Origin of the sequence: Enemella dayhoffiae (assembly GCF_002250625.1) — a bacterium.
GTDB lineage: Bacteria > Actinomycetota > Actinomycetes > Propionibacteriales > Propionibacteriaceae > Enemella > Enemella dayhoffiae.
Map to the genome: position 1 here is coordinate 1 of NZ_NMVQ01000009.1, position 16,262 is coordinate 16,262.

Annotated in this window: 18 protein-coding genes; 9 read left to right on the top strand and 9 right to left on the bottom strand. The window is 71.1% G+C overall.

Annotated features, from left to right (window positions below):
- Window positions 1-93: 93 nt before the first annotated feature.
- Window positions 94-411: a hypothetical protein gene (locus CGZ93_RS18325; protein ID WP_141211113.1), complete on the bottom strand. Its 318-nt coding sequence runs from the start codon at window positions 409-411 to the stop codon at window positions 94-96.
- Between the two features lie 44 nt (window positions 412-455).
- Here CGZ93_RS18325 and CGZ93_RS06820 point away from each other — a divergent pair, with 44 nt between their 5' ends.
- Complete coding sequence (locus CGZ93_RS06820) at window positions 456-653, top strand: hypothetical protein (protein ID WP_176451663.1); 198 nt, start codon at window positions 456-458, stop codon at window positions 651-653.
- Between the two features lie 262 nt (window positions 654-915).
- Window positions 916-1,233, top strand: a complete 318-nt coding sequence (locus CGZ93_RS06825; protein ID WP_094363404.1) for a histone-like nucleoid-structuring protein Lsr2 — start codon at window positions 916-918, stop codon at window positions 1,231-1,233.
- Between the two features lie 9 nt (window positions 1,234-1,242).
- Here CGZ93_RS06825 and CGZ93_RS18335 read toward each other — a convergent pair whose 3' ends face one another.
- Window positions 1,243-1,485: a hypothetical protein gene (locus CGZ93_RS18335; RefSeq protein ID WP_141211115.1), complete on the bottom strand. Its 243-nt coding sequence runs from the start codon at window positions 1,483-1,485 to the stop codon at window positions 1,243-1,245.
- Window positions 1,486-1,488: 3 nt separating this feature from the next.
- On the opposite strand from CGZ93_RS18335, the gene CGZ93_RS06830 reads away from it, so the two are divergent.
- Entirely contained in the window at window positions 1,489-2,202 is a 714-nt protein-coding gene (locus CGZ93_RS06830; RefSeq protein ID WP_141211116.1) for a hypothetical protein, read from the top strand.
- Between the two features lie 24 nt (window positions 2,203-2,226).
- On the opposite strand, the gene lepB is transcribed toward CGZ93_RS06830, so the two are convergent.
- A complete protein-coding gene (gene lepB, locus CGZ93_RS06835; RefSeq protein WP_094363406.1) occupies window positions 2,227-3,003 on the bottom strand; it encodes a signal peptidase I in 777 nt (258 codons plus the stop codon).
- Between the two features lies 1 nt (window position 3,004).
- Window positions 3,005-3,442: a hypothetical protein gene (locus tag CGZ93_RS06840; protein WP_094363407.1), complete on the bottom strand. Its 438-nt coding sequence runs from the start codon at window positions 3,440-3,442 to the stop codon at window positions 3,005-3,007.
- Between the two features lie 185 nt (window positions 3,443-3,627).
- Here CGZ93_RS06840 and CGZ93_RS06845 point away from each other — a divergent pair, with 185 nt between their 5' ends.
- The 4 genes from CGZ93_RS06845 (at window position 3,628) to CGZ93_RS06860 (ending at window position 8,299) form a co-directional block, all read left to right on the top strand.
- On the top strand, window positions 3,628-6,177 hold the full coding sequence (locus CGZ93_RS06845; protein WP_094363408.1) for an ATP-dependent Clp protease ATP-binding subunit: 2,550 nt from the start codon (window positions 3,628-3,630) through the stop codon (window positions 6,175-6,177).
- Between the two features lie 83 nt (window positions 6,178-6,260).
- Entirely contained in the window at window positions 6,261-6,737 is a 477-nt protein-coding gene (locus CGZ93_RS06850; RefSeq protein ID WP_094363409.1) for a DUF3592 domain-containing protein, read from the top strand.
- Entirely contained in the window at window positions 6,734-7,609 is an 876-nt protein-coding gene (locus CGZ93_RS06855; RefSeq protein ID WP_176451664.1) for an EamA family transporter, read from the top strand. Before CGZ93_RS06850 ends, CGZ93_RS06855 begins: the two co-directional genes overlap by 4 nt.
- Before the next feature lie 51 nt (window positions 7,610-7,660).
- A complete protein-coding gene (locus CGZ93_RS06860; RefSeq protein WP_094363411.1) occupies window positions 7,661-8,299 on the top strand; it encodes a hypothetical protein in 639 nt (212 codons plus the stop codon).
- A gap of 29 nt (window positions 8,300-8,328) precedes the next feature.
- On the opposite strand, the gene CGZ93_RS06865 is transcribed toward CGZ93_RS06860, so the two are convergent.
- Together CGZ93_RS06865 and CGZ93_RS06870 are read right to left on the bottom strand one after the other, a co-directional pair.
- Window positions 8,329-9,795: a glycosyltransferase family 39 protein gene (locus CGZ93_RS06865; RefSeq protein WP_141211117.1), complete on the bottom strand. Its 1,467-nt coding sequence runs from the start codon at window positions 9,793-9,795 to the stop codon at window positions 8,329-8,331.
- Complete coding sequence (locus tag CGZ93_RS06870; protein WP_094363413.1) at window positions 9,792-11,033, bottom strand: glycosyltransferase; 1,242 nt, start codon at window positions 11,031-11,033, stop codon at window positions 9,792-9,794. The genes CGZ93_RS06865 and CGZ93_RS06870 overlap by 4 nt, the downstream gene beginning before the upstream one ends.
- A gap of 141 nt (window positions 11,034-11,174) precedes the next feature.
- Here CGZ93_RS06870 and CGZ93_RS06875 point away from each other — a divergent pair, with 141 nt between their 5' ends.
- The gene (locus CGZ93_RS06875; protein ID WP_229117264.1) at window positions 11,175-11,702 is read left to right on the top strand and encodes a GNAT family N-acetyltransferase; all 528 of its coding nucleotides are present in this window, start codon (window positions 11,175-11,177) and stop codon (window positions 11,700-11,702) included.
- Between the two features lie 9 nt (window positions 11,703-11,711).
- Here the strand turns inward: CGZ93_RS06875 and CGZ93_RS06880 are convergent, their stop codons facing one another.
- On the bottom strand, window positions 11,712-12,593 hold the full coding sequence (locus CGZ93_RS06880) for an HhH-GPD family protein (protein ID WP_094363415.1): 882 nt from the start codon (window positions 12,591-12,593) through the stop codon (window positions 11,712-11,714).
- 237 nt (window positions 12,594-12,830) lie between these two features.
- Here CGZ93_RS06880 and CGZ93_RS19725 point away from each other — a divergent pair, with 237 nt between their 5' ends.
- Window positions 12,831-13,625 carry a hypothetical protein gene (locus tag CGZ93_RS19725; RefSeq protein ID WP_141211119.1) on the top strand — a complete coding sequence of 265 codons (795 nt, stop codon included), beginning with the start codon at window positions 12,831-12,833 and terminating at the stop codon, window positions 13,623-13,625.
- Window positions 13,626-13,667: 42 nt separating this feature from the next.
- On the opposite strand, the gene disA is transcribed toward CGZ93_RS19725, so the two are convergent.
- Both disA and radA read right to left on the bottom strand, forming a co-directional pair.
- On the bottom strand, window positions 13,668-14,723 hold the full coding sequence (gene disA / locus CGZ93_RS06895; RefSeq protein ID WP_229117265.1) for a DNA integrity scanning diadenylate cyclase DisA: 1,056 nt from the start codon (window positions 14,721-14,723) through the stop codon (window positions 13,668-13,670).
- An 81-nt stretch (window positions 14,724-14,804) separates the two neighbouring features.
- Entirely contained in the window at window positions 14,805-16,229 is a 1,425-nt protein-coding gene (gene radA, locus CGZ93_RS06900; RefSeq protein WP_094363418.1) for a DNA repair protein RadA, read from the bottom strand.
- Window positions 16,230-16,262: the final 33 nt, after the last annotated feature.

Here is a 16,262-nt window from a genome sequence, read left to right on the forward strand (position 1 = left end):
TCGGCATCGTGATCCTCGTCAGCGGCGGAGCCTTCGGACTCTGACGTAGCGGCAGCGATCCAAACGGCCCCGACCGGGCGCACCCCTCTCGGTTCAGACCGCGACACCTACCTGCAGCCAGTCCTGCATGATCGCGGCAACAAGACCGCCACGGAGCGCTGCAAAAACCCCGCCACCAAGCGAACGAAGCCACAGCCGACCATCCGGACCGCGGCACGATCGGGTTTGGCAAACTCTAATGAAGATCTCATTTGCGTAACCTTCCGGTGCGGCCCGCTGATCAATAGGAATGGTCGTGTCGAACAAAAACTTCACAAGTTCCCTGTCGCACGCGCCGGCCACCCCCAGGCAGCAGGAGCCGAGAAGGCTTCGATCTGGCACGGCCTGCCAACCTTGCTGTTGCCCGCTCACGCCGCCGCAGTGTGATCGCGTCTCTGACATGGAGGAGCTTGCACATGTCTGCCCTGTCTGAAGGTCTCTCCCCCGAGGAACTCGACGCCGGGGCCGGCGTCGCCCTCCCCGACAAGGAGGTCCTGTCGATCCTGGACCTGTTCACCGATATCGATCTGGCCATTGACGGCGCTGCACCCGTGGATCTCGCCGTGGGCCGGCGCCAACCCCAACCCCGACGCCGACGCCAACCCCGACTGTGATGCGCAGCGCCACCCCGGCCAGCAGCCCGCAGCCGACCCCGACAGCGACCGGCACCCGATGAGCCGAGCCCGGCCGGGCGGGTGCTGCCACTCGTCCAAGGTTGCGGAATAGAGCCGAAACAGCGCATTCGACGATAAGCAGGGAAATGTGTCGAGACGAACAAGGCGTAATTCTTCGTCGGCTTGTGAATGACCCTCCGTTCGGACTATTGTCTGAACTGCCGTAATAAGCGGCTCATAAGCAACATTGAGAGGAAATATTGTGGCGCAACGCGTACAGGTCGTTCTTGAAGATGATATCGACGGCTCCCAGGCCGATGAAACCATCCGCTTTTCCGTGGATGGCGTGGATTACGAGATCGACCTGTCCGAGAAGAACGCGGCGAAATTCCGCAATGCGATCGGACCGTGGCTCGGAAATGCTCGCCGCGTGGCCGGTCGCAAGCGTGGTCAGTCCCGCCCGCAGCGCGGCTCCGCGACCGACATCCGCGCCTGGGCCTCGGAACAGGGCATGACGGTGAATGCCCGCGGCCGTGTGCCCTCCGAGGTGCGCGAGGCCTACGAGCGCGCGCACAGCTGAACCGATTAGTCAATGGCCTCGGACGCCATCGGATCGGACGTCGCGGCCGAGGTGCGAGCGCTCTACTGCGGCGACCTCGACCATTTCGTCGCTGGCCGCGCGGAAATCGCCAAATCGACAGCCGCAACGGGTGATCGTGCCGCTGCCGCGGCGATCCGGAAACTGCGCAAACCCAGTCGGGGTGCCTGGCTGCTGAATGTTCTGGCGGCCGATTTCTCCGAGTCGGTCCAGCGTGTGCGAGAGCTCGGACAAGACTTGGCCCAAGCGCACCGGGCGGCCGATGCGACGGCGCTGCGAGACCTGACCGCCACCCGACGAGAGGTGCTCGACGAAGCCACCCGAAACGCTGCCCGGGCCGCAGCTGGCCGCGGCTGGCAGCCCACCCAGGCGGCCCTGACCGAGGCCAACGAGACCCTGCAGGCGGCCCTGGCCGATCCGGAGCTGGGGGAGCGGATCGCCGCGGGGGCGATGGTCGCCACCGTCCGGGCAGCCGGTTTCGGTCCGGTCGACCTGTTTGCCCCGCTCGCCCAGGTGATTCCGTTGCGGCCCGTGCGTACGCCCGCCCCCGCCGCGGGGCGGGACCCCGCGCACGATCCGGAGTCCGCCGAGCCGGGGGAGGAGCGCAGCCGGCAGATCCGTCGCCTGGAACGGCAGCTGGATGGGCTGCATTTACGCCTGAACGACGCCCGCAGCGCCCACGAGCAGGCGGAACGGGACCGCGTCCGAGCCGATCAGGAGCTGGCCGACCTCGGCCAGCGCGCCGCCGAATCGTCCGCCCGGGTGGCGGAACTGCGGCGGGAGTTGGCGACCGCCGAGGCCGAGCTGTCGGGACTCACCGACCAGCGACCACACTTGGAGCAGCGGTCGAGGGAGGCCGGCGAACGGGCCGACCTGACGGCCATCGAGCTCGCAGACCGCGAGCACGAGGCGGCCCAGCTGCTGGCCCGGCTCGACGAACTCGGCGGGTGAACTCCGGTCCCCCGAATCCGCCCCTCAGCAGCGGTACGAGGTGACGATCCGGGCCCGCTCCGGGGCGTCCTGCTGGGGTGCCGGCACCTCGTCGAAGGTGGCTGGTGTCCGCAACTGCTGCCAGCGCTCGAAGGGGGCCACGATCAGTCCCACGGGGCCGACGATGTTCTCCTCCGGCACGAACGCCGATTCGCCCGGCGGTCCGCCGGAGGTGTTCACGTCGGCCAGATGGCACCGGGAGTCGGCCGAGGCGTTGCGATGGTCCCCGAGCACGAACACCCGGCCGATCGGCACGACCACCTCGAACGGTTTCTCCGAGGGCAGCACCCGGCCGTTGTTGTCGGCGTACAGATAGGTCTCGTCCAGCGGCTGGTCGTTCACGCTCACCCGGCCCTGCACGTCGCAGCACTTCACCTTGTCACCGGGGGTGCCGATCACCCGCTTGGTGAGGAAGTCGTCACTGGAGTTCGGCAGCACCCCGATGAACTCCAGGCCGCGTCCGACGATGCCGGTGCGCTGCTCGCGCTGCCCGGGCACCCAGTTGTCCGGGTCGCGGAACACGATCACGTCACCACGTTTGAAGGTGGTGAGCTTCTGCGCCACCACCTTGTCGTTCACCTGCATGGTGTTCTCCATCGAACCCGAGGGGATGGTGAACGGCTCGAACACGAACGCCCGCAGCAGCGCGGAGACGACCATGGCGCCGATCACCACGATGGCGATCTCCTTGACCAGGGTCAACGCCCGGCGGGCGGGCGATCGATACTGGGCGTCCTCGCCGGACGCCGACTCCGCGGCCACCTCAGGCGTCGTGGTGGTGGGTGGACTCGTTCAGCGCGCCGTGGGGGTTGGCGGCGTAGGGCTTCCGGTACGCCAGCGTCGCCAGCGCCACGGCGGCGACCAGGAACACCACGCCGAGCACGATGTGCACGGTCCGCACGTGCGCCTCGCCGAGCCCGAACTGGACCACCGCCAGCACCGCCACACTGAGCGCGTGCATCATCAGCCCGGTATTCCCGCCCCGGCGGGACCACAGGCCGGCAGCGACGCCGGCGACCACTGCGGCGAGCAGGGTGACCATCGCCACCACCGAGTGGATCTGCAGTCCGCCGGTGCTGCCCACGGCCAGCGCGATGCCGAGCCCGGTCTGCACCACCGCGCCCAGGGCCGTCACGGCGGCGGACACCCTGAGCAGGGTCAGAGTGGGCGGGTTCGGTCGGGTCGTCTGTGCGTCGGTCACGGCGACAGCGTACCCGTAGCCGCCTGTTCGCCCCCGGCGAAACCCGCTCCACGCGCGGAATAGCGCGGCAACCGCGAAGGTTGTTGAGTCCGCTGGGCTCAACTCCGGATCGCCATTCGTGAAACACCTTGGTGACACCCGAGTGACGACTACAGTTGAAGGACACACAAGCCGAGGAGTACTACATGTTCGAGCGGTTCACCGACCGGGCACGACGGGTCGTCGTGCTGGCCCAGGACGAGGCCCGGATGCTCAACCACAACTACATCGGCACCGAGCACATCCTGCTTGGCCTGATCCACGAGGGCGAGGGCGTCGCCGCCAAGGCTCTCGAGTCCCTCGGCATCTCCCTGGAGGCCGTCCGGGAGAAGGTCGAGGAGATCATCGGCCACGGGCAGCAGTCGCCCACCGGCCACATCCCGTTCACCCCGCGCGCCAAGAAGGTGCTGGAGCTGTCGCTGCGCGAGGCGCTGCAGCTGAACCACTCCTACATCGGCACCGAGCACATCCTGCTCGGCCTGATCCGCGAGGGCGAGGGCGTCGCCGCCCAGGTGCTGGTCAAGCTGGGCGCCGACCTCAACCGGGTACGCAACCAGGTGCTGCAGCTGCTCTCTGGCTTCCAGGGCAACAAGGGCGGCGAGCCGGCCGGCGTCGGCGCGGCCACCGAGCCCGGCCAGGGCGGCCCGGCCAGCTCCACGGTGCTGGACCAGTTCGGCCGCAACCTGACCCAGGCCGCCCGGGAGAACAAGCTCGACCCGGTGATCGGCCGCGAGCCGGAGATCGAGCGCGTGATGACCGTGCTGTCCCGGCGTACCAAGAACAACCCGGTGCTGATCGGCGAGCCCGGCGTCGGCAAGACCGCCGTCGTCGAGGGCCTGTCGCAGGCCGTGGTGCGCGGTGATGTCCCGGAAACCCTTCGGGACAAGCAGATCTACACCCTCGACCTGGGCGCGCTGGTCGCCGGTTCCCGCTATCGCGGTGACTTCGAGGAGCGGTTGAAGAAGGTGCTCAAGGAGATCCGCACCCGCGGCGACATCATCTTGTTCATCGACGAGATCCACACCCTGGTCGGCGCGGGTGCCGCCGAGGGAGCCATCGACGCGGCCTCGATCCTGAAGCCGATGCTGGCCCGCGGCGAGCTGCAGACGATCGGTGCGACCACCCTCGACGAATACCGCAAGCACATCGAGAAGGACGCCGCGCTGGAGCGCCGCTTCCAGCCGATCCAGGTCAGCGAGCCGTCGATCGCGCACACGATCGACATCCTGCGCGGGCTGCGGGACCGCTACGAGGCGCACCACCGGATCACCATCACCGACGAGGCGCTCACCGCCGCGGCGCAGATGGCCGACCGCTACATCCAGGACCGTTTCCTTCCCGACAAGGCGATCGACCTGATCGACGAGGCCGGGGCCCGGTTGCGGATCCGCCGGATGACCGCCCCGCCGGACCTGCGCGAGTTCGACGAGAAGATCGCGGCGGTACGCCTGGAGAAGGAGGCGGCGATCGACGCCCAGGACTTCGAGCGGGCCGCCGGGCTGCGTGATGACGAGAAGAAGCTGCTCGCCAGGCGCGCCGAGAAGGAGGAGGCCTGGAAGCAGGGCGATGACTCCACCATCGCCGAGGTCGACGAGGAGACCATCGCCGAGGTGCTCAGCTCGGCCACCGGCATCCCGGTGTTCAAGCTCACCGAGGAGGAGTCCGCGCGACTGCTCAAGATGGAGGACGAGATCGGCAAGCGCTACATCGGCCAGCACGACGCCGTGAAGGCGCTGTCGCGGTCGATCCGGCGTACCCGGGCCGGTCTGAAGGACCCGAAGCGACCCAGTGGTTCGTTCATCTTCGCCGGCCCCTCGGGTGTCGGAAAGACCGAGCTGACCAAGGCGCTGACCGAGTTCCTGTTCGGTGACGAGGACGCCCTGATCACCCTCGACATGTCCGAATATTCCGAGAAGCACACCGCCTCGCGGATGTTCGGCTCCCCGCCCGGCTATGTCGGCTATGAAGAGGGTGGCCAGCTCACCGAGAAGGTGCGCCGCAAGCCGTTCTCGGTGATCCTGTTCGACGAGATCGAGAAGGCGCACCCGGACATCTTCAACTCGCTGCTGCAGATCCTCGACGAGGGTCGGCTGACCGACGCCCAGGGCCGGGTGGTGGACTTCAAGAACACCGTCATCGTGATGACCACCAACCTCGGTACCCGCGACATCAACAAGTCGGTCAACCTCGGCTTCTCCCAGGCCGGGGACACCGAGTCCTCCTACGAGAAGATGAAGGCGAAGGTGGCGGACGAGCTGAAGCAGCACTTCCGCCCCGAGTTCCTGAACCGGATCGACGAGATCGTCGTCTTCCACCAGCTCACGCCGGAGGACATCGAGCAGGTCGTCGACCTGATGGTGGCCGAGATCGAGGGTCGGCTGGCCGACCGCGACATGGGCATCGAGCTGACCAAGCCGGCCAAGGAGCTGATCGCCAAGCGCGGTTATGACCCCGTGCTCGGTGCGCGGCCGCTGCGTCGAGCGCTGCAGCGCGACATCGAGGACGTCCTGGCCGAGAAGATCCTGTTCGGCGAGGTGAAGGCCGGCGAGATCGTGCTGGTCGACGTGAACAAGGGTGACGACGCCGAGGAGCACCCGTTCACCTTCACCGGCTCCAGCAAGGACTCCGCCCCCGACCAGGTGCCGGTCGAGCTGACCGGCCCGAGCGAGGGCGAGGAGGACAAGCACGCCGGCTGAGGCGTACGCCCCGGAGGTCGCCGACAGCGCCCCGTCCCTGATCAGGGGCGGGGCGCTGGTCGTTCGGGGGGTAGCCTGCACCGGTGACGATCGCGCCCGACCCGGTCCGCCCGGCCCACCCGGCCAGGGTGCTGCTGGGCCGGGTGCTGGTGGTGGTCGCGATCGGGCTGGGGATCACCGCGACGGTGCTGGCGGTGCAGAACCTCTATTTCCACCTGGGCACCAACGCGGTGACCGGTGAGGTGGTGCAGGTCCAGCCGCTGCCGGGCCCGGACGGGCAACCGCGCAGACCACCGGCCTGGACGGTCACCATCGAGTATGCCGACAGCAACGGCCAGTATCGCCGGGTGGATCAGCAGTGGACCACCGAGCCGGCCCCGGCCAAGGGCACCGAGGTGCGGATCTGGTACCGCGCGGCCCGGCCCGCCGAGGCGCGGATGGCCGACCTGATGCAGATCTGGTGGGACGCCGTGCTGGCCGCGACCGGGGCACTGGCGGTGGGGCTGCTCGCCGAGGAACTGCTGCGTCGGCGTACGCCCGCAACGGGCCGGGTCTCGTGAACATCGCGGCCGACGTCGATCGGGCCGAGCGGGGAGTCCCGGCCTGGCTGCTGGTGCTCGCCTCGATCGTCTCGGTGCAGGTCGGCGCGGCCATCGCCAAGGGGCTGTTCGGCCAAGTCAGCCCGAGCACCATGGTGTGGCTGCGGCTGGCCACCTCGACGGTGGTGCTGCTGGCTCTGGCGCGGCCCCGGTTGCGCGGGCGTACCCGGTCGGACTGGGTGGTGGTGGCCGGTTTCGGAGCGGTGCTGGCGTTGATGAACTGGGCGATCTATCAGAGCTTCGCGCGGATCCCGCTTGGGCTGGCCGTCACGATCGAGTTCCTCGGACCGCTGACGGTCGCGGTGCTCGGCTCGCGGCGGGCCCGGGACCTGATCTGGGCCGCACTGGCCGCGGTCGGGGTGCTGCTGCTCGGCTTCGGGCCGGTGACGCTGGACTGGATCGGGGTCGGGCTGGCGGTGCTGGCCGGTGCCGCCTGGGCCGGGTACATCCTGCTGTCGGGTCGCACGGGACAGCGCTGGTCGGGGGTGAGCGGGTTGGCCGTGGCGAGCACCATCGCGACCGGCCTGGCCAGCGTGCCGATGCTCGCCGACGGCGGGGCCGCCGACCTCTGCAACGGCCACGTCTGGCTGATCGGGGCCGCGGTCGGACTGCTCAGTTCCGTGGTCCCCTACAGCCTGGAGCTGACCGCGCTGCGCCGGATGCCGGCGCGTACCTTCGGCATCCTGATGAGCCTCGAACCGGCCGCCGCGGCGCTCGCGGCGCTGCTGCTGCTCGGCGAGCGGCTCGGGGTGATCGAGTGGATCGCGATGGCGTGCGTGGTGATCGCCTCGATCGGGGCCACCCGCTCGGCCGGCCCGAAACCGGTGGACTGACAGGTGCCCGCGGCCCAATCTCCACAGCCACCCCGTGCGGGTGGTGACCGGGTGGGGCCAGCAACCCCCCGTACCGCGTACGTCGACCGCCGCGTTCGGTTCGGGGCCCTGGCGGTGATCATCGCGCTCGCCTGCTTCGCGGCCACCGTCGCGGTCTCGCTCGGCACGAGCGGAACGTCCTACATCTGGTACCTGAACCTGATCAGCGACCTCGGGGACGGTTCCTGCCGCACCCGCGGCGGCAGGTGGATCTGCTCGCCCGGTTTCGCAATCTTCAACGCGGGGCTGATGCTCACCGGAGTGCTGCTGGTCGCGGCCGCCGGGTGCCTGCACGCCCTCTGGGGACGCGTCCTGGCCGGCGGGGTGGGCGTGATGGGCGGGGGCCTGGTCGTCGCTGGGGTCTTTCCCGCCGGCGATGACGGGGCGCTCCACCTCGTAGGGGTGGTCCTGGCACTCGTGGTGCCGGGTGCCGGGCTGCTGCTGTCCGGCATCCGCCCCGGGACGCCCTGGCTGCGGCCGGGCCGGGTGCGACGAGGAGTGCTCGGTGGTGCCGCCCTCGTCCTCTGCGCCGAGAGCCGGCTGCCGGTCAGCCCACTGCCGCGCGGGGCGGGGGAGTTGGTCATCGTCGGCTGCCTCCTGCTCGCCCTGCTGTGGGAGGCCGCCCGGGTGCTGGGGTCACGGGGGCGTTGAGGGCGCGGGGGCGTTGAGGGCGCGGATCGTCACCCGCTCAGCCGGCGGAACCGCGGCCAGAGCGTCGGCCAGCTGGCGACCGGGTCGGTGCAGTGCAGCATCGGCACCTCGGCGAGTTGCGGATGGACCACGGGTGCGGTTCGCAGCGTCCCCGCAGGGGTGCACGACCGGAAGAGTGCCCGTTGGGCCACGGCCTGTCGACCGACGAGCAGTACGCGCTCGGAGCGCGGTGGCCCCAGCTCCCAGAGCGCGTTGTGGCCGGAGTGCACCGAAGCCCGATCCGGTCCGCCCGGGGAGAAGCGGTGCACGGCGCCGGCCAGGGCGTAGTTGTCGGTGAGGACGGCCTCACCGCTGCCGCGGGTGGCCTCGATCTGCTGGGCGCGCTCCCGCCAGCCGGCCTGGTCGCGGATCGTCGGGTTGAGCCGCGACAGGACGGGCAGCCAAGGATCGGAGGAGGGCACCAGCGGTAGGCAGAGCAGGCAGGCCACGGCGGAGTTGGCGGCGATCACGGTACGCCTGGTGCGCAGACTCCAGCGGTCCCGAAGGCGTGGGCTGGCCCACCCCAGTGCCAGGGCGGGCAGCGCCGCGGCGACCGGATAGTGGGGCTGGGACGGAAACGTGAACGTCCACAGGATCAGCAGCAGCACCGTCGGCAGCAGAAAGCGCGCCGGGCGTCCGGCGTCCCGCCACGGATCGATCAGCCCGCTCACCCAGACCCGAAGCAGCGGCGGCCCGAGAAACAGGGCCAGCGCGGGCAGCAGGATGAGGCGCACCTGAGACCCCTGCTGCGCCACCAGCCCGGCCGAGACCTGCACCATGGGCAGCCCGTGTGCGAGTTGCGCGGCGACCTGGGGGGTGGCGATCACCCCGAACAGGCAGCCGCCGGCGAGGGCCTGACGGGTCCGCAGCAGCCGCCGGTCGGTGAGCAGCAGGGCGATGAAGAGGGCCGCCACCAGCACCACGATCAGCAGCTTGTTCCAGCAGGCGATGCCGGCCACGGCGCCGGCCCACGTGAGGCTGTGCCGGTGGCCGGTGCTCGCCCGCAGCACGAGCAGGATCACCACCTGCCAGGCGAGCAGGTCCAGCGCCGCGGTGGTGAAGATGTGGCCCATGATCAGCGGATAGACGGTGAACCCGTGTGCCCAGGCCGCGAGCCGCTGGGTGCTCGGCCCGGCGCCGACGGTCCGCGGGAACAGGCCCGCCACGACGACCCCGGCCGCGGCGGCGGCGACGGCGGGGAGCCGCTGCACCCAGAGCTCTGCGCTGAACTGGGTGGCGGCCCAGGTCAACCAGACCGTCAGGGGTGGCTGATCGACGTACCACCAGCGCAGCGGCAGCATGCCGAAATAGAGCTCATCCCAGTGCGGCCCGTAGCGGGGTGCCACGGCGAGCAGGAGGATGGTGACGCCGACCATCGGCACGGCCGCCAGGCGCAGCGGACCGGGTGCTCCGCCGGCCGCGGTGGCGCCCGCGGCGCGGTGCGCGGGCGCGGTCATCGGGAGCGCGGGGTGGGTCCGCGGCCCGGGCCGCCCACCCACCCCTCGAGCTGGCGGACCGCGCGGCCGCAACCGTCCTCGTCCCGGACCCGGTGGGCGAGCCGGGCCGCGCGGATGGCCGGGGCCGGGGCGAGAGCCTCCTCGATCAGCCTGCTCAGGACACGCGTCGACGCGAGGGCCCGGCGGTTCGAAGCGGTGGCCACCCCCAACGCGCGCAGGCGCCAACCCCAATAGAACTGATCGGCCAGGTGGGGCACCACGACGGAGGGGACGCCGGCGCGTACGACGCTGCCCGTCGTCCCGGCGCCACCGTGATGGACGGCGAGGCGTACGTGGCGCAGCAACTCGTCGTGCGGCTCATCACCGACGCACAGCAGTCGCGGGTGGGGTCGGCCGCGGACGCCGCCGACCTGGACGACCGCGCGTACCCCGACGCGCTCGCAGGCGGCGCCCAGCCGCTCCAGCCACGTGGTCGGATCGCCCTGGTGCATCGAACCGAACCCGGCGTAGATCCAGTCCCCACCATCTGCCAATGCACTGGACACCTCCGTGGACAACGTCGACGGGCCGGCCGCGGCGGTCCACCACCCCGTGGCGATCCCCGCCTTGGGCGGGCTCGGGAGGATGAGCGGGCTGAACGCGTACAGCGAGCCGGCGGTCGCGGTCGTCAGCCCCACCGGGTGTCGGGCGACCAGGTGCAGTCGACCACGCTCCCACCACCCGTCGAGTCCGCCGAGATAGGGCTCGACACGGCGCAACGCGCCCCGCGCGAGGCGCCGCGCGGGAGCGGGCACGAGCCATCCGTAGGGCAACAGCGGCATCGGGCCGCCGAGGCCCGGGTATTCCGGCCACATGTGCGCCCGGACGACCGGGACCGCCTGCCGGATGGCCTCGTCGACCGCCGCGATGGCGAAGGTCGAGGCGACGAGCACGTCGGCACCCGCCAGGGCCTCCCGGGTCGGTTCCATCGCGGAGTGGACGAACTGCGCGAACAGGTCACGGGTCCGGTTGAGCTTGCGCGGATCGACCCGGCGCACCGCGTGCGCGGCCGGACCGGCCATCAGCGAGGCCGGGTCACTCGGTACGGGGATGACGGGCAGTGCCGGCTCCGCCAACGTGGCGAGCGACTCGTGGGTCACCAGGGTCGCCTCGTGCCCCTCGGACACCAGGCGCCCGGCCAGGTGCGCGAACGGCGCCACATCGCCTCGGCTGCCGATGGCCGCGACCACCACCTTCACGCGCGCAACTCGGTCCCGGACCGGGGTCGTCCGGTCCGGGGTGCGCAGCTGGGCGAACGTGGCATGGATCGGCCCTCCCGGGGGTCTTGCGCAGATTACCAGCGGCCGCCACGCAGCCTCCGCAGCCACTAGATTGACCCGGTGCCTGAGCTGAACATCCGGGACGCCCGCGCGAGCGACGCCGCGGCGATCGCCGCGACCTACGCCCCCTACACCACCGAGACCGCGATCACCTTCGAGGACCGCCCCTGCCCGCCGCAGGAGATGGCCGAACGGATCGCGGCGGCCCAGCAGGCCCACGCCTTCCTGGTCGCCGAGCTGGACGGGCAGATCCTCGGGCACGCCTACGCCGGGCCGTTCCGCGGGCGGTTCGCCTGGCAGTGGTCGACCGAGGTGAGCGTCTATCTGCGGCGCGGGCTGCGGCGTGCCGGGGCGGGAAAGGCGTTGTACGCCGCCCTGCTGCAGCGACTGACCGAGCGCGGCTATGTGGTCGCGATCGCCTCGATCGCCCTGCCCAACGAGGCCAGCATCGGGCTGCACCGACACTTCGGCTTCACCGACCTCGGTGTCGCCGAGATGGCCGGCTGGAAACTGGGTCGCTGGCACGACGTGCTGTTCCTGCAGAAGCGGCTCACCGAGGGGTACGCCGACCCGGAGCCGCCGCGCTGAGCTGCTCGGTCAGGGCAACGCGTATTCCTTGCCGCGTCGGACCACCAGACCGTCGGTCAGCAGCGAGGCCAGTGCGCGGTCGCGCTGCACCGGGTCGTCCCAGACCAGGTCGAGGCGGGCGGCGGCCACCGGTTCCTCGCTGGCCCGCAGCACCTCCAGCAGCCGGCCCCGCACCTGCCGGTCGGTGCCGGCGTACGCCTGCCCGCGGCGGGGCGGGCCGGAGTGGGGCGGGCGTCCGGCGGTGACCCAGGCGCAGTCGGCGAGGATCGGGCAGTCCACGCAGCGCGGGGTGGCCGCGGTACAGACCAGTGCCCCGAGCTCCATCGCGGCGGCGGACCAGCGGGCGGCACCCTCGGGCGGCCAGACCTCGGCCGCGAGCCGGCGTTCGGCGGCGGTCGGGGAGTTCGCCTGGAACTCGACGCCGCCGACCGCCCGGGCCAGCACGCGGCGCACGTTGGTGTCCAGCACGACTTCGTCGCCGCCGAAGGCGAACGCCGAGACGGCCGCAGCGGTATAGGCGCCCACTCCGGGCAGCGCCAGCAGCGCGTCGTGGTCGGCGGGGATCTGCCCATCGTGCCGCTCCACGATCGCGACGGCCGCGGCGTGCAGGCGCAGGGCCCGACGCGGGTAACCCAGGCGGCCCCACATCCGCACCGCCTCCCCCGGCGGGTCAGCGGCCAGGGTTGCCGGGCTGGGCCAGCGCTGCAGCCACTGCGCCCACGGCTCGAGCACCCGCGAGACCGGAGTCTGCTGCAGCATGAACTCACTGACGAGTACGCCCCAGGGCCCCGCCTCGGGCCGCCGCCACGGCAGGTCCCGGGCGTGCTCGCCGAACCAGTCGACGACAGCCGTCACCAGTTCGGCGTGCCGGTTCTCCAGGCGCTCGGGCATGCGCCCGAGAATAGTGCCGCCCCACCTCCGCGTGGCTGGCCCGCCAGCTGGTGGCTCCGCGCGATGCACTTTTGATCGCGTGGGAGCTCAAGGCGGGGTTTGATCGCGTGGGGAGATCAAGAGTGCACAGCCGGGGACGGGCACCGCAGGGGGAGGGCCGGGTGGATCTTGATCAATCCGTTACCCGCTGGGCGAGCCTTCGCCGTCTGACGGGTTGGGAAAACTACGCTCCGTGCCATGGGCGGACTTGTGCATCCGATCGGCCCCGAGAGTACGCAGACGTACTGGCTGCGCCGGGCAGCGGTGCTGGCTGTCCTGGTGGCTCTGCTGGTCGGCGTCGGATTCATGGTCAGTGGGCTGAGTCAGGCCAGGGGGAACGAGGAGCCCGCCGCCCCACCCGCCGCGGCGACCGAGCCCCCGGCAGCCCCAGCCCCGGCCCCGGCATCACCCCCGGAGCCCGAGGCACCGACCACGCCGACCACACCGACCAGTTCGGTCACGCCGAGCGTCACCGCCACGCCGGCCCAGACCCCCGCCCCCACGCAAACCCCCGCCCCCGCTCCGAGCCGGGCGCCCGCGACCTTCCAGGCGCCGGCACCCGCGCCCGTGCCGCCACCCGCGCCGGCGCCGACGACCGGTGAGCCGGAGTGGTGCGACCCGGCCGGACTGCGGGTCGCCGTCGACGGGCCGCGTCAGGTGACAGCCCACGTGCCGACGTCGTTCCGGGTCTCCATCGTCAACGGCACCGGTCGCCGCTGCCGGCTCGAGGTCACCGAACGCACCTTCGAGTTGAAGGTCTATTCGGGTACCGACCGGATCTGGTCCACCCTCGACTGCGTGATCGGGATGCCGCCCAAGAAGGTCCTGCTCGACCCCGATCGGGACCTCAGCTGGCAGCAGGAGTGGTTGTCCAACCGTTCGGTCGGCCAGTGCCGCAAGGGCAGCGAACCGATGAACTCGGGCACCTACGTCGCCACCGCGCAGGTGCAGGGCGCCCGCCCGGTCCAGTTGGTGATGCAGCTGCAGGGCTGAGCCGCCCGCAGGCTTCGACAGGCTCAGCCGGCGTCGACAGGCTCAGCCCAGCGGGTCGCTGGTGTACGCCGCCTCGGCCAGCCGGGTGAGGCTGTCCCGGATCATCCGGGCGCGGCTCTCGCCGACCCCCTCGACCAGCTGCAGTTCGGCGCTGCTCGCGCCGAACAGCTGCTGCAGGTTGCCGAACTGCTCGACCAGTCGCGCCGTCACTGCGGCGGGCAACCGGTTGATGCTCGCCAGCTGCCGATAGCCGCGCGCCGACACCCGCGACTCCAGGTGATCGGTGAACCCGATCGCCCGGGCCACCACCGAGGCGTCGACCAGCTCGGCGTCCGACAGCTCGGGCAGGTGGTCGAACCCGAACGGGGCGTTGTCGTCGGGGCGATAGTCCTGGGCCAGCAGTTCGGGCAGGTCGGCCAACCCGATGTTCACCTCCAGCAACTGCAGCTCCAGCAGCCGACCGTCGGTGCCCAGCTCGTTGACGTAACCACCGGTCTCCTCCGCGAGTCGGCGTACCATCTCCAACCGCTGGGCGACGATGACCAGGTCGCGCACGGTGACCTGATCCTGCACCTCCATCCCGGAAAGCCGGTTCAGCACCTGCAGCAGCCGCTCCTTGTATCGCTCCAGCGTCTGCAGGGCCAGGTGGGCGCGGCTGAGGATCGCCTCGGAGTTCTCGACCAGCGTGCGGGTGTGCCGCAGGAACAGCTGGATGGTGTTCATCGACGCCGACACCGTCACCACCGCCAGCCCGGTCTGCTGGGCGAGCCGGTCAGCGGTCCGGTGCCGGGTCCCCGTTTCGACGGTCGGCAGGGTCGGATCCGGCGACAGGTGTACGCCGGCGGCGACGATCTGCTCGGCGTCCGCGGACAGCACGATCGCACCATCCATCTTGGCGAGCTCGCGCAGCGCAGTCGCGGTGAAGGGCACGTCGATCCGAAAGCCGCCGGTGGACATCTCCTCCACCTGGCGATTGGTGCCGAGCACCACCAGGGCGCCGGTACGACCGCGCAGGATCCGCTCCAGCCCCTCCCGAAGCGGGGTGCCCGGCGCCATCAGGGCGCGATAGCGACGGATCCGGGCGGGGGTGTCGGGCACGGGGTCTCCTCGTCTGGGTCGGCTCGTCTGGTCGGTCCGGGCAATCCTAGGGTCCGCTTTGTGGTGGCGACTGTGGTCCGGTCAGCGGGCGTTGCCGGGCTCGCGTCGGACGTTCACCACATTCTGGTTGAGCGCCTGGAACAGCGCCTCGCGCAGGGTGGCCACCTCGATCACCCGCATCCCGCTGGTCGCCCGCGGTTTCGGTCTGGCACCCCGTTCGGTGGGCACGATCGCGGTGTTGAAGCCGAGCCGGCCGGCCTCGGCGATCCGCCGATCCAGCCCCGGCACCCGCCGCAGCTCCCCGGCCAGGCCCACCTCGCCGATGGCGACCAGCCGGCGGTCGTCGGATGGGCCGGTCGCGGTCTGGTTGCGGGCCGCCGAGGCGATCGCGATCGCCACGGCCAGGTCGATCCCCGGGTCCAGCACCCGGGCGCCGCCGACGGTGGAGGCGTACACGTCGTGGTTGAGCACCTTGACCTGCGCGCGTCGGTGCAGCACCGCGGTGAGCATGGTGACCCGCGAGTTCTCCAGGCCGTGGGTGATCAGCCGCGGCTTCTGCTGCACGTTGGGCACCACCAGCGCCTGCACCTCGGCCAGCAGCGGCCGGCGGCCCTCCATGATCACCGAGACGCACGTGCCCGAGACGGGCTCGGCGTGGGAGGAGGTGAACAGCCCCGACGGGTCGGGCACCTCGACGATCCCCTCCCCGGCCATCTCGAAGCAGCCGACCTCGTCGGCCGGCCCGAACCGGTTCTTGGCCGCCCGCACCATCCGGAAACCGGAGTGCCGGTCGCCCTCGAAGTTGAGCACCACGTCGACCAGGTGCTCCATCGTCCGCGGTCCGGCGATCGCCCCGTCCTTGGTGACGTGGCCGACGATCACCACGGCCATCCCGATCCGCTTGGCCACCCGGACCAGGGCGGCCGTCGTCTCGCGGACCTGGCTCACCCCACCGGGGGAGCCGTCGGCCTCGGTGGTGCTGACGGTCTGCACCGAGTCGAGCACCATCAGCGACGGGTCCAACTGTTCGATGTGGCCGAGGATCGTCCCAAGGTCGGATTCGGCGGCGAAGTAGAGATCATCGGCCAGTGCCCGGGTCCGGTCGGCGCGCAGCCGCACCTGGGCCGCGGACTCCTCGCCGGACACATAGAGCGTACGCCGCCCGGCGCGCGCCCAGCGCGCGGCGACCTCCAGCAGCAGGGTCGACTTGCCCACCCCGGGCTCACCGGCCAGCAGCACGACCGCGCCCGGCACCAGGCCGCCACCGAGCACCCGGTCGAGCTCGGCGACCCTGGTCAGCGAGCGGTCGGCGGCCCGGGCGCTGACCTCGGCGATCGGCACCGCCCGGGTGGTCGGCGCGGACGTGCGCACCTCGGCGACCTTTGGTGCGCCCTGCTCGACCACCGACCCCCAGGTCTGGCACTCCCCGCAGCGGCCGACCCAGCGCAGCGAGGTCCAACCGCACTCGGTGCAGTGGTACGCGGGTTTCGTCGATGCCTTTGCCACGCCTCAGATGCTATGCGCCGGGACCGACAGGCT